The sequence below is a fragment of the Methylobacterium pseudosasicola genome, assembly GCF_900114535.1.
GTDB lineage: Bacteria > Pseudomonadota > Alphaproteobacteria > Rhizobiales > Beijerinckiaceae > Methylobacterium > Methylobacterium pseudosasicola.
In genome coordinates this window covers 14,590-27,332 of sequence record NZ_FOTK01000052.1, presented here as the reverse complement: position 1 = coordinate 27,332, position 12,743 = coordinate 14,590, and the positions used below count along the sequence as shown (strand labels likewise).

Annotated in this window: 12 protein-coding genes and 1 pseudogene; 7 read left to right on the top strand and 6 right to left on the bottom strand. The window is 66.1% G+C overall.

The window, feature by feature from the left end; all coding sequences use genetic code 11:
- A pseudogene (locus tag BM228_RS35190) lies at window positions 1–290 on the top strand (hypothetical protein); the annotation flags it as partial.
- A gap of 109 nt (window positions 291–399) precedes the next feature.
- On the opposite strand, the gene xoxJ reads toward BM228_RS35190, so the two are convergent.
- From xoxJ to BM228_RS29245, 6 genes are all read right to left on the bottom strand, one after another.
- Window positions 400–1,245, bottom strand: a complete 846-nt coding sequence (gene xoxJ, locus BM228_RS29270) for a rare earth element methanol dehydrogenase accessory protein XoxJ (RefSeq protein ID WP_167367858.1) — start codon at window positions 1,243–1,245, stop codon at window positions 400–402.
- Window positions 1,245–1,856, bottom strand: a complete 612-nt coding sequence (locus BM228_RS29265) for a c-type cytochrome, methanol metabolism-related (RefSeq protein WP_092046219.1) — start codon at window positions 1,854–1,856, stop codon at window positions 1,245–1,247. Before BM228_RS29265 ends, xoxJ begins: the two co-directional genes overlap by 1 nt.
- 132 nt (window positions 1,857–1,988) lie before the next feature.
- On the bottom strand, window positions 1,989–3,794 hold the full coding sequence (xoxF1, locus tag BM228_RS29260; protein WP_092046217.1) for a lanthanide-dependent methanol dehydrogenase XoxF1: 1,806 nt from the start codon (window positions 3,792–3,794) through the stop codon (window positions 1,989–1,991).
- Window positions 3,795–4,465: 671 nt separating this feature from the next.
- Window positions 4,466–4,753 carry a hypothetical protein gene (locus BM228_RS29255; protein ID WP_092046215.1) on the bottom strand — a complete coding sequence of 96 codons (288 nt, stop codon included), beginning with the start codon at window positions 4,751–4,753 and terminating at the stop codon, window positions 4,466–4,468.
- Between the two features lie 203 nt (window positions 4,754–4,956).
- On the bottom strand, window positions 4,957–6,159 hold the full coding sequence (gene rnd / locus BM228_RS29250) for a ribonuclease D (RefSeq protein ID WP_092046213.1): 1,203 nt from the start codon (window positions 6,157–6,159) through the stop codon (window positions 4,957–4,959).
- Between the two features lie 75 nt (window positions 6,160–6,234).
- The gene (locus BM228_RS29245; RefSeq protein WP_425285016.1) at window positions 6,235–6,657 is read right to left on the bottom strand and encodes a hypothetical protein; all 423 of its coding nucleotides are present in this window, start codon (window positions 6,655–6,657) and stop codon (window positions 6,235–6,237) included.
- A 124-nt stretch (window positions 6,658–6,781) separates the two neighbouring features.
- On the opposite strand from BM228_RS29245, the gene aspS reads away from it, so the two are divergent.
- The 6 genes from aspS to BM228_RS29215 all read left to right on the top strand — a co-directional run bounded on the left by aspS (window position 6,782) and on the right by BM228_RS29215 (window position 12,731).
- Complete coding sequence (gene aspS, locus BM228_RS29240) at window positions 6,782–8,626, top strand: aspartate--tRNA ligase (protein WP_092046224.1); 1,845 nt, start codon at window positions 6,782–6,784, stop codon at window positions 8,624–8,626.
- 22 nt (window positions 8,627–8,648) lie between these two features.
- Window positions 8,649–9,518 carry a glycosyltransferase family 2 protein gene (locus tag BM228_RS29235; protein ID WP_092046211.1) on the top strand — a complete coding sequence of 290 codons (870 nt, stop codon included), beginning with the start codon at window positions 8,649–8,651 and terminating at the stop codon, window positions 9,516–9,518.
- Entirely contained in the window at window positions 9,518–10,594 is a 1,077-nt protein-coding gene (locus BM228_RS29230) for an acyltransferase family protein (protein ID WP_092046209.1), read from the top strand. The genes BM228_RS29235 and BM228_RS29230 overlap by 1 nt, the downstream gene beginning before the upstream one ends.
- On the top strand, window positions 10,591–10,926 hold the full coding sequence (locus tag BM228_RS29225; RefSeq protein ID WP_092046207.1) for a hypothetical protein: 336 nt from the start codon (window positions 10,591–10,593) through the stop codon (window positions 10,924–10,926). The genes BM228_RS29230 and BM228_RS29225 overlap by 4 nt, the downstream gene beginning before the upstream one ends.
- Window positions 10,927–10,989: 63 nt before the next feature.
- Complete coding sequence (locus BM228_RS29220) at window positions 10,990–12,051, top strand: hypothetical protein (protein ID WP_139234248.1); 1,062 nt, start codon at window positions 10,990–10,992, stop codon at window positions 12,049–12,051.
- Window positions 12,052–12,335: 284 nt separating this feature from the next.
- Window positions 12,336–12,731, top strand: coding sequence for a hypothetical protein (locus BM228_RS29215; protein ID WP_092046203.1), 396 nt, complete (start codon window positions 12,336–12,338; stop codon window positions 12,729–12,731).
- Window positions 12,732–12,743: the final 12 nt, after the last annotated feature.

Sequence of the window (12,743 nt, the reverse complement as noted above, 5' to 3'; positions counted from 1 at the left end):
ACACCTCCGCCGCGGGGGCGGCCCCCAAGGTGTCCTTGTATCACCTCGTCCTACAGATCCGCGGCGGCTACGAGGGGCTGCTGATCGCTCTGCCCCCTGAGCACTGGACGGCCTGCGGTGCGACCGACCCACCGGCCCTGGCCGCGCGCCTGCTGAGCTTGGCCCGCAGGATCGACCCCGGGCGCGTGACGGTCGGCAGGCGAAAACCCAAAGACCCCGCGGCAGAACCTAAGCGCGCCAGCAGAGGTCACGTCGCAACCGCAAGGATCCTCAACAGCCAAACACCTTAAAAGGGCTGGGTCCGGGACCTTTTGCGGGTGCAGGGCAGAGCCCTGCAAGGCTCAGGGGCTCCGCCCCCGAACCCCGCCAAAGGGCTCAGCCCTTTGGGAACCCATTGTTTCAGCGCTCGCTGGGCTCGGTGAGCTTGTTCTCCTCGTCGTCGAGGAGGGGCACGTCGTAGTCGCGCAGCACCTTGTCGATATCGGCCTTGCGCTTGCGCAGGACCGTGTTGAGCGAGCGCTTCCAATCGTTCTCGCCGAGGCGTACGCCCATGGCGATCCGGTAGGCCATGGGTGGACGCTCCGGCTCCTTGAGCAGCGGCACCACAATCATCGGCGTCCCGGATTGCTTGGCGAGCCAGCCGGCGGCCGGCCCCCAGAGGACGGCGGCGTCGATCTCCTTGGCCGCGAGCGCCCCGATGATCTCGGCTCCCACCGTCTGGAACTTGCGCGACGGGTCGAGCTGGTAGGGCGCGTAGGCCTTCATGGTCGAGACCAGGCCGAGATCGCCCATCCGGTTCACCGGCGGCGTGCCGGCGATCACGCCGATTGCCTTGCCCTTCAGCCGCGGGTCGTCGAGGGCGGTGATGCCATCGAGTTCACCGGCGCGGGTGACCAGCGTGTAGGACGAACGGTAATAGGGATTGGTGGTCTGGACGAGGTCGCTGCCGAAGGCTTGGCCGATGATCAGGTCGCACAACCCCGTGCCGAGCGTGTTGCGCACGAAGCCCGGCCCCTGCGTGAGCCAGTAGTACCGCAACTTGACCTTCAGCTCGTCGGCGATGATCGCCGCGATCTTGTTCTCGAAACCGTCCTCCTTGCGCTCGGAGAACGGCATGTTGCCGGGATCGCCGCAGACCCGCAGGACATCGGTCGTGACCGTGTCCGGCAGGTGCTGCGCGGCAGCCCCCTGCGCCACCGTCATCGACAGGGCGCAGAGGGCGAGTGTCCGGAGCACGGGCGCCATCAGCCGCCCATGCACTCCTTCTCGGCCTTCCGGGCCGCCTCGGGCTTGTCCTCGTGGTCGGACGGGCGCACGCGGCCGACCGCGCCGTCAGCGCGCGCCTTGAGGTACGTGTAGAGGTCGTCCGAGTAGCACATGACGTTCTTGTTATCGCCGAAGGCCGGCATGACCTTCTGCTCGGAAGCGCTCACGTCCTGCTTGCCACCGACCAGGATGCCGATGAACTCCTCGTAGGAGAGGTGCTTCAGCGAATCCTTCAAGGCCGGCGCATAGGTCGAGCCCATGCCGTCGGGGCCGTGGCAGACGTGGCACTCGGCGTGATAGCGGCGGTAGCCCGAGTAGGTGTACCAGTCGAGCTTCTTGCCATCGTTGGTGACGTGGTAGGTCGGATGCCCGTCGGCATCGAGATACTTGCCGTCCTCGACCTTGACGGCAGCATTCTTCTTGAGCAGCGCCGGGTCCTGCTCCGCGGTCTTGTCGTTCGCGTTGAGCGAATTGGCGAGCGCCGGATCGGCGGGCTTGGCATCCTCAGCATGTACGGCAACCGCGGAAACGGTCGCTAGGGCGAGGGCGGCCAGGAACGGCCGCGTTACGATGTTGCTGAGGTTGTGCAACGTGTAGTCTCCCTAGAGCGAGGCCCTTCGTCTCGCGTTGAGCCGCAGCCTCTTACGACAAATTCTAATCACAAGGATGCCGGCGCGGAAACCCGCGCCGGCACCATTTCGCTACCGAGACCCTGCGGCCGATTAGTTCGGCAGAGCGAAGACGGTCAGCTGACCGCCGAGGTTGGTGTACTGCGAGAGGGCTGCGTAGCCGCCCACCGCACCGAGGCCGGCGTTCGGGTCGGTCAGGCCGGCCGCGAGGCCGATGCCGGCCCAACCGCCGACGCCCGACAGGACGCCCACGTACTGCTTGCCCTTGAGCTGGTAGGTCATCACGTTGCCGATGATGCCCGACGGGGTCTTGAACTTGAACAGCTCCTTGCCGCTCTTGTCGTCGACCGCCTTCAGGTAACCCTCGAGCGTACCGTAGAACACCACGTCACCGGCGGTGGCGAGAGCACCGGACCAGACCGAGAACTGCTCGGCGTTGGACCATTTGATCTTACCGTTGACGCCGTCCCAGGCGATGAAGTTACCCATGCCGCCGTGCGAGTTCGGGGCCGGGTACATCGACAGGGTCGCACCGACATAGGGCTGGCCCGGGGTGTAGGTCACCCGGAACGGCTCGTAGTCCATGCAGACGTGGTTGGTGGGCACGTAGAACAGGTTGGTCTTCGGCGAGAAGGCAGCAGGCTGCTGATCCTTGGTGCCGAGGGCCGCCGGGCAGATACCCTTGGAGTTGGTGTCCTCACCGTTCTGCTCGGTCGAGTACTTCGACACGACCAGCGGCCGGCCGTAGTTCTTCGAGCCCTTGTCCATGTCGACCTTGGTCGCCCAGTTGACGGCCGGATCGAACTTCTCGGCGACCAGCAGGTTGCCGTTCTCGCGGTTCAGCGTGTAGCCGAAGCCGTTACGGTCGAAGTGGGTCAGGAGCGGCTGCTCCTTGCCGTCAACCTTCTGATCCGTGAGGATCATCTCGTTGATGCCGTCGTAGTCCCACTCGTCGTGCGGGGTCATCTGGTAGACCCACTTGGCGACGCCGGTATCCGGGTTACGCGCCCAGATGGTCATCGACCACTTGTTGTCGCCCGGACGCTGCTTGGGGTTCCAGGTCGAGGGGTTGCCCGAGCCGTAGTACATCAGGTCGAGCTTGGGATCGTACGAGAACCAGCCCCAGGTGCAGCCGCCGCCGGTCTTCCACTGATCGCCTTCCCAGGTCTTCAGCGAAGAATCCTTGCCGACCGGCTTTCCGAGCGAGGTGGTCTTCTCCGGGTCGATCAGCATCTGATCGTCCGGGCCTTCGGAGTAGCCGCGCCACACCTTCTTGCCGGTCTTCAGGTCGTAGGCGGTGACGTGGCACTGCACGCCGAACTCGCCGCCCGAGATGCCGACGATGACCTTGTCCTTCACGGGCAGAACCGTGGCGGTGTTGGTCTCGCCCTTCTTCGGGTCGCCGTTGACGACCGACCAGTTCACCTTGCCGGTCTTGGCATCGAGCGACACGAGGGTGGTGTCGGCCTGGTGCAGCAGGATGGCGCCGTCGGCATAGGCGAGGCCGCGGTTGACCGTGTCACAGCACATGACCGGGATCACGGACGGATCCTGCTTCGGCTCGTACTTCCAGACGATCTTGGCCTCGTGCTCGAGGTCGAGGGCGTACACGATGTTCGGGAACGGCGTGTGCACGTACATCATGTTGCCGATGACGAGCGGCGAGCCCTCGTGGCCGCGCAGCACGCCGGTCGAGAAGGTCCAGGCGACCTGGAGGTTCTTCACGTTCGACGCATTGATCTGGTCGAGCTTGGAATAACGCGTATTGGCGTAGTCGACCGTCTGAAGCGCTTGTTCCGCCGGGTTGGCGATGCTCTTCAGAACGCTTTCGTTGGCGAGTGCCGGCGCGGCGGCGACCGCGACACCTGCGCCAAGCGCGAGGAGATGTACCGCTCTCATGGGTTCCTCCGACAAGTCTTGAGAGTCGTACCGACGCACTTGGAGAATGGCGTCGCTCGGACCCCGACCTGACTGTTTGCGACAGGGATGGACGCTTCGGTAGCGGGCATCGCGGACTTGAGGAGATCAAAAGATCCCGTAGCCAGGAGCCGCCATCCCTGAGGCGGCCCCCTCGAAACCGAAGCTTGAACGGACCTTAAGAGATTTTTGAGCGCCGTCAACTCGCTGTTCTCCGCCATTGATCACACGGTGAAAGCTTCTTTTCGCATGACAAACGACTGTGGAATGTCATTGCTACGCGGAAAGAAATGTTGCGCCGCACAAGCGTCGCCGCAGGTGTTTCGCTTAAGCTCGCGTTGCCGTGATCGACCTCCATGCAAGACTTGCACGTCCTTGAGGAAAGGTCGGCTCCATTATGCTCGTGCTGCGGGGGCGGCTTTGGCCCTGTGCGCATCCGCCGCCCGCTTCGAACGTCGTTCGGATTGCAGTGCGAGATAGCCGAGCCGGCAAAGGCCACGCTTATTTAGAGGTCGAGCGCTGTGCGCCCTCTCGCCGCATGGGTTGAGAAAACGCCGCTTTGGGCGGTCTGCGATGGCGCCTCACGAGGCTGTGATTGCCGAATCGTCTCGGCCCCTGAAGCCTGATCGGGCAGTTTGCCGTCTAGCCTTCGCTCAGAGCGCCCCGATATCGCCCGTGCTCTCGAATTCGGCGGTGTCGCCAACCAGATCCGTCAGAGAGATGTCGAGGCGGCGGCCGGTCTTGAGGCGAAGCTGTGCATCCGGTTCCAGCCAGATCGGCCGCAACCCGGCATGGCTGCCGTGGAGATCGCCGTAAGCGAACAGCCCCCCCTGTCGGCGCTCGACCACGACGCGGTAACGGACCCGTACGGCATCGCACCCCTCGGCCGTGACGAGGCCACGTCCGGTCAGCGTCGTGAGGATCTCGTTCGGCTCGAACATACGCGGGACGCGATTGTGGGATTAAGTGGCAAACGTCATTGCCACTTAATCCTGGCGGTGGGGCGTGTCACGCCCTCGTGACCTTCAGGTCATGCAATCGGCCAGCTTCTCTTCCGGCTTGGGTATTCACCCGCCGTCGAGCAAGACCGCAGCGGAGACCGGAACCCGCGCCCTCCCCTCGGCAGAGGGGGGAGAGGCGCCTGTTATGTCCGGACTGGATTGTCTTCGTCGCTCGGGCGATCCGCCGCCTTCGTAGGCTCCAGCTCTCGGACCACGATCCGTCCACTCTCCACAGAGAGCGCCAGGCGGCCCTGCTTCAGAGCGAGCGCCTTGTCGCCGAACAGGGTCCGCCGCCAGCCCTGGAGCGCCGGGACCTCGGCCGCGTCGTCATCGGCGATGGCTTCGAGATCGTCCACCGTCGCGATGATCTTCGGCGCCACGGCCTCGGATTCGCAGACCGCCTTGAGCAGCACTTTCAGCAGCTCCACGATGGCGCCGTTGCCGCCGCTCCGGCGCAGGCGCTCGGGCATGCGGATATCGGCGGTATCCCGGGTCAGGCCGCGCTCGACGGCCGCCAGAATGTCAGCCCCCGTGCGCGAACGCTCGAACCCGGCGGGGATCGTGCGCAGCCGGCCCAGGGCCTCGGCGTTGCGCGGAGCCGCCGAGGCGACGTCGATCACCGCCTCGTCCTTGAGCACGCGCCCGCGGGGGACGTTGCGGGTCTGCGCCTCGCTCTCGCGCCAGGCGGCCACCTCCATCAGCACGGCGATCTCCCGGGGCTTGCGCATCCGGCCCGACAGCCGGCGCCAGGCCTGCGCGGGATCGGCCCGGTAGGTCTCCGGAGAGGTGAGCACCGCCATCTCCTCGTCGAGCCAGGCGCCGCGATCCGTGCGCAGCAGTTCGGCGACGAGCACTTCGTAGACTTTCACGAGATGGGTCACGTCCGACAGCGCGTAGCTGAGCTGGGCCTCCGAGAGCGGACGGCGCGACCAGTCGGTGAACCGCGAAGACTTGTCGATCTTGGCCTTGGCCACGTCGTTGACCAGCTGCTCATACGACACGGAGTCGCCGTAGCCGCAGACCATGGCGGCAACCTGGGTGTCGAAGAACGGCTGCGGGAGGATCCCGCCCATCAGCCAGATGATCTCGAGATCCTGGCGGGCCGAGTGAAAGACCTTCACGGTCCGCTCGTCAGCCATCAGGTCGATGAACGGCTGCAGGTCGATCCCGGTCGCCAGGGGATCGACCAAGACACCGGTACCGTCCGGCGCCGCGATCTGGATCAGGCACAGTTTCGGGTAATACGTCGTCTCCCGCATGAACTCCGTGTCGACGGTCACGAAGGGTTGCTCGGCGAGGCGGGCGCAGACGTCGTGCAGCGCGGCGGTGGTCGTGATCAGGTCCATGAATCCGGCTATACGCAACCGCTGCGGTCATGGGGAGCCGCCCGTGCGAAGGTCCCCATGTTTCACATGGTTGTTTCACAGGGGCGGCGTCGCCGCAGCGTCCGATAGCTGCGCGCGTCGGCGCGCCTGGGTCTGGCGGCGGATCCGCACGGCGTCGGCCCGGCGCTGCGCCTCGGCGCGCCCGAGCAGCCGGTCGAGGATGCCGGTCTCGATGCGCTCGCCCGTGGCCCCGTCGGTGAGACGGCGGATCCGATCGACCCGGAAGCCGCGATAGCCGCCCCGGCGGGCGTCGATGCCGCCCAGGAGTGTCCGGCCGGGCCCGAGCTTCAGCTCGCGCGCCGACAGGGAGCGGTTGCTCCAGGCACCGTTGGCATCCTCGTAGACCAGATCGAAATGGCCTTCGAAGGGCAGCGTGCGCCAAGCGCCGGGCGGGCTTTCGACGGGCCGGGCGGGATGGCCCGGAGAAACGGAAAAAGCGTTGTGGCTCATGGACATCATATGGGGATTGGCCGTCCGTTCCGGTAGGTCCGCGGCCCGATCCGCCACCGGATTCCAGCTGCCCGTGCTTGACTTGGGGGGCCTCGCGTGAATGGTGCCGGCCTTCCCAGAGAAGAAGCCCGTCATGCACCGTTACCGTTCCCACACCTGCGGGGCGCTCCGCCCGTCCGATGTCGGACAGACCGTCCGGCTCTCCGGCTGGTGCCACCGCATCCGCGACCATGGCGGCGTGCTGTTCATCGACCTGCGGGACCATTACGGGCTGACCCAGTGTGTGGTCGATTCCGACTCGCCGGCGTTCAAGGCGGCCGAGGTCGCGCGCTCGGAATGGGTGGTGCGGATCGACGGTCGCGTCCGCACCCGGCCCGCCGGCACCGAGAATGCCGAGCTGCCGACCGGGGCGGTCGAGGTCTATATCGATGACCTCGAAGTGCTGGGCCCGGCGGGCGAATTGCCGCTGCCGGTCTTCGGCGACCTCGAATATCCGGAGGAGACGCGGCTGCGCTACCGCTTCCTCGACCTGCGCCGGGACAAGCTCCACGCCAACATCATGAAGCGCGGCGCGATCATCGACGCGCTCCGCCGCCGGATGCGCGATGGCGGTTTCTTCGAGTTCCAGACGCCGATCCTGACCGCGTCCTCGCCCGAGGGCGCCCGCGATTACCTCGTGCCGTCCCGGGTCCATCCCGGCAAGTTCTACGCCCTCCCGCAGGCGCCGCAGCAGTTCAAGCAGCTGACGATGATCGCGGGCTTCGACCGCTACTTCCAGATCGCGCCCTGCTTCCGCGACGAGGACGCCCGGGCCGACCGCTCGCCCGGCGAGTTCTACCAGCTCGATATCGAGATGAGCTTCGTTACCCAGGAGGACGTGTTCCAGGCGGTGGAGCCGGTCCTGCGCGGGGTCTTCGAAGAGTTCGCCGAGGGCAAGCGCGTCACCAAGGACTTCCCGCGAATTACTTTCGCGGATTCGATGCTCAAATTCGGCGTGGACAAGCCCGACCTGCGCAATCCCCTGATCATCGCCGACGTCACCGACGAATTCGCCCGGGACGACGTGGCGTTCAAGGCGTTCAAGGGCGTGATCGCGTCCGGCGGTGTGGTCCGGGCGATCCCGGCGACGGGGGCGGCCGCGCAGTCGCGCTCGTTCTTCGACAAACTCAATGACTGGGCCCGCTCCGAGGGCGCGCCGGGTCTCGGCTACGTGGTGTTCGAGGAGGAGGCCGGCCGGCTCACCGGCAAGGGGCCGATCGCCAAGTTCATCCCGGCCGAGGTTCAGGCCCTGATCGCGCAGAAGACCGGCGCGAAGGCCGGCGACGCGGTGTTCTTCTCCGCCGGCACCGAGGCCAAGGCGGCGGCACTCGCCGGCAAGGCCCGCATCCGCATCGGCGACGAGCTGGGCCTGTGCGACAAGGACCAGTACGCGTTCTGCTGGATCACCGACTTCCCGATGTACGAGTGGAGCGAGGAGGAGAAGCGGATCGACTTCTCCCACAACCCGTTCTCGATGCCGAACATCGACCGCGAGGAGTTTTTGGCCCTCGACCTCGATGCCCTGGCCACGGAAGGCCAGGACGGCGAAGTCACAAAACGAATCCTGGGCATCAAGGCGTTCCAGTACGACATCGTCTGCAACGGCATCGAGCTGTCCTCCGGCGCGATCCGGAACCATCGCCCCGACGTGATGGAGAAGGCGTTCGCCATCGCGGGTTACGGCCGCGAGGTGCTGGAGCAGAAGTTCGGCGGCATGCTGAACGCCCTGCGCATGGGCGCCCCGCCGCACGGTGGCATTGCCCCGGGAGTCGACCGCATCGTCATGCTCCTGTGCAACGAGCCGAACATCCGCGAGGTGGTGCTGTTCCCGATGAATCAGCGCGCCGAGGACCTGATGATGGGCGCGCCCTCCGAGGCGACGCCCAAGCAGCTGCGCGAGCTGCATATCCGCCTGAACCTCCCGGAGAAGAAGGCGTAAGGCCCGGACAGGCCGACCCGCGATGGTCGGCCTCGTCGCGATCGTGGTCGCGCATGACAGCGCGGAGGTGCTGCCGGCCTGCCTTGCGGCGCTGGCCGGCCAGCACGTCCCGGCGATCGTGGTCGACAATGCCAGCCGCGACGCCTCCGTGGCGGTCGCCGAGGCCTCCGGAGCGCGGGTGATCCGCAACGCCCGCAACGAGGGCTACGGCCGCGCCAACAACATCGGTGTGGCGGCGGCCGAGACGGCGGACCGGGTCCTGATCGTCAATCCGGACGTGGTCTTGCGCCCCGGGGCGGTCGATGCCCTGCTGGATGCCACCCGGGCCTCGCCGGATGCGGGCCTGCTGGCGCCGCGGCTGGTCGAGCCGGACGGGCGCTTCTTCTACCAGGCGCGCTCGCTGCTGGCACCGTATCTCGCCAATCCGGGCGGCCGTCTGTCGCTGCCCGAGGGCGATGCCTGTGCGCCGTTCCTGTCCGGGGCCTGCCTGATGATCGAGCGCGCCCTGTTCCTGGATCTCGGCGGCTTCGACGACAACATCTTCCTGTTCTACGAGGACGACGACCTGTGCCGGCGGGTCGCCGATGCCGGGCGCGCCCTGATCCATGTCCATGCTGCCGAGGCGCTGCACGGCCGCGGCCGTTCCTCGGCGCCGGAACCGGGGCGCGTGTTCCGGTCGCGCTGGCACCAGGCCTGGTCGCGGGCCTATGTCAGCCGCAAATACGGCCTGCCGGACCCGAGCGTGTCTCACCTCATGACCAACTTGCCGAAGGCCGCGCTCTCGGCTCTGGTCCTGCGTCGGGCCGGGGTCGAGCGCTATGGCGGCTCCGCTTCCGGCGCCCTCGCCTTCTTGCGGGGGCAGGACGCCCTGGCGCGCGAGGGGCTGCGCTGATGGCAGACCCCACGATCGCGACCGCCCTGGAGCGGAGGCGCAACGGTTTCACCGGCCTGCGTCTGGCTTTGGCCCTGGCGGTGGTCGTCTCGCACGCTTTCAGCGTCGCCACCGGCGCCGCCGGCGACGAACCCCTGGCGGCGCTCACCGGCTACACGCTGGGCGAGCATGCGGTGAACGGCTTCTTCGCGGTCTCCGGCTTCCTGGTCACCATGAGCTGCGACCGGCGCGGGATCCGCGACTACGCCCTCGCCCGCACGTTGCGCATTCTGCCGGGCTTCGTCGCCGCGACCCTTTTCGTGTCCCTGGTCCTCGGGGCCGCGATGACGCGCCTGCCGCTGGCCGAATACCTGCGCGATCCCGGCCTCTTGTCCTTCATGCGCGGCACCCTGACGACCTTCAAGAGCAACGCCGCTCTGCCGGGTGTCTTCGAGGCCAATCCCTACCGGGCACCACTCGGCACGATCTGGACCCTGAAATACGAGGTTTTGTGCTACCTCGGGGTTCTGATCGCAGCCCTGTGCGGCCTCCTCAGGCAGCGAATCCCGGTGCTCCTGATCGTTGCGGGGCTCGCCGTCGCCCTGACGGCCGCCATGCTTCTGAAAGGCCCAGAGCTGCCCAAGGGGCTGGAGACGGCGTTGCGGCTGCCGCTGATCTTTTCGTCCGGGGCCTGCCTGTATCTCTGGCGTGACCGCCTGCGGGTGTCGGGCACCGCCCTCGCCTGCCTGGTTGTGGCAGCCGTCATCCTCGCCCGGACGCCGGCCTACCCGGCCCTGCTGTTCCTGACGGAGGCCTACGGCTCCGTGTGGCTGGCGCTCGGGCCGATGGCGCGCGGCCTATTCGATCCCAAGGCTGACCTGTCCTACGGGATCTATCTTTACGGCTGGCCGATCCAGCAGAGCCTGCACGCCCTCTGGCCCGACCCGTCCGGCCTCGCCCTGCTCGCGCCTGCCCTCGCGCTGACGCTGCCGGTGGCGGCCCTGTCCTGGTACGGGATCGAGCGGCCGGCGTTGGCGCTGAAGGCGCGAGCGCTTGGCCGGCGCAGCCTCGGCACGATCGAGCCTGCGGGACCATGAGCACCCTGCCCCCATCGGCCGCTCTGGCTCTGGCCGCGCGGCTCCTGGAGGCCGAGGGCTTCGCCATCGTCGCCCGGAACGAACGCGGCGACAGCCTTTATTTCGCAAGCCAGGGCGAGCGCGCCACGCTCCGCCTCTCGAACCATGCGCGACGCCCAAGGCAGCGTCGAACCCATCCCGAGGTCGCCACCAGCCTCGTCATTCGGGAAGCGCGAAGCGCCGCGCAGATCGAGGCCCTGATCGCGGCAGCCAAGCGGAATTATTTCTTGGCGATTGCGGCGACATACGCGGTGGCAGGCGATAGCCCGGCCGAGAACAGCGCGGAGCAATAGGATTTAATTGACAAGTTTAGGGTCGAGATGTAGGCTTTTAGTCCGTTAGCGGGGGCTTGGCCGATGCCGCGATCAACCACCCGACCTCACGACCGAGACGTCGCCGCGCTCCGCTCGGAACTTGCCGGAATCGCGGTCGAAGTCGGATTCATCCGGGTCGAGCGGATGCTCGCCCGGAAGTACCGGTCCGATCAGCCGCGGGCGCCTGCCGGCCAGCCTGACGGCGGCCGTTGGGTTTCCGCTCCGTCCGGCGGCGCGCGTTGGATGTCGGCGAATTCGGGCGGTCAGGCGGAGACCCAAACCGAGGAGGCCGTGACCGAAGACGGGTCGCGCGTGCTGTCGATTCGCATCCGGGCCAACGCCCGCGCGGACTGGGACGCGCAGCACACCGTCACCGCGCCCGACGGAACGCGCACGGTGTTCGAGACCTCTGGCCTGACCCAGACCATCCGCGACGGCGAGACCGGTGAGATCCTGGGTCGGAGCACGCTGAACGCGGACGGCGCCGAGGCGGAGGCGTTCGTCCAGCCGGCGCGGGGCCTGCCAGGCAAGGTGGGGCAGCGGATCTGGCGGACCCTGGAGGCGGCAGGAACGCTCTTCTCGGTGCTCGCTGGGCGGGGTGGCGACGGTCGTAAAGCCGTGTTCGCAGCGCCTGCGAGTGAGTACATCCCAGGGGACGCATATGATGAGCGGGCCATATGGGTGGGTGCAGTGGGGCAGACCGAGCTGGACCAGATTTGCCCGCGGAACCGGGAGGTGCAGGCTCTTGCCGATTCGGTCGCAGCTGAGGTGCGAGCGTCCGATGATTTCAGGACCGCGCAGGACTTCGGAAATAAGGTTCATGCGCGGATCGCCGAGAACGTCAATGGTCGGAAAGATCCAAATTTCGTTGTAGAGACGTCATACGATACAGCAACGGGCGTTGATCAAAATTCTGGCGCAAAAGGTTCTTTGCGCCTCGACTTACTGGAGCGAACTCAGCTTTCAACAGTGTGCGTCTACGACCACAAAACGGGGAATGCAGACTTGAGGCCTGCCCGTGCAATCGATATCATAAGCGCCGTTCAGAAACGTTTCGGTCCAGGCTATAGGTATATTATGATTATGATAAAGCCGAAGCTATGACAAACGCGCGTCAAGTTAATCCGATCTATCGAGATCTGATCAAACGTCATCCGAACTATAAAATGACGAGCATGCGCTTTTTATGCAAAACGCCCGTCCATCATTTGGCTTGCGGTATCTTCGTAGAACGATCCTCAGATGCGAACTGCTGTTGGCCAAGATGGTCGGTGACACCACTCTTCGTCTACAGAATATTTCACTATCTTGCGCTAGGGACCATTTACGAAAATCTGAGTCGGCCAGATACGTCGGCGGATAGGTTCTGGCATTGGTCCGATCCGACGATGGTCTCCGACCTTATCGAAGCCATCGAGACGACGGCGATGCCAAAACTGTCATACTACGAGACAGTGGAATCCTACGCGACCCTCCCGCCCGAGACATACGGTCCGCTGCACGAAGCACCCGAAGATCTGATGCTCGTCCATATCGCGATGGGTGAACTCGATGCCGCGCGCAAGATCTGGCATGAGCGTGATCTCTGGCATCAGAACTGGCCGCGCCATCCGGCTCTGCGCCTGCGCTGGTTGCGGGAGCAGCTCGATGCGGTCGCCGAGCCTTTGCACGCTGGCGACCGGCCTGCTCTCGCGCGCATCCTGCACGGCTGGGAGGCCGCCAACGTCCAGGGTACGGAATTGGAGCGTTACTGGGAGCCGACCCCGTTCCCCCTGGAGTTGTGACGCATAGGGCGT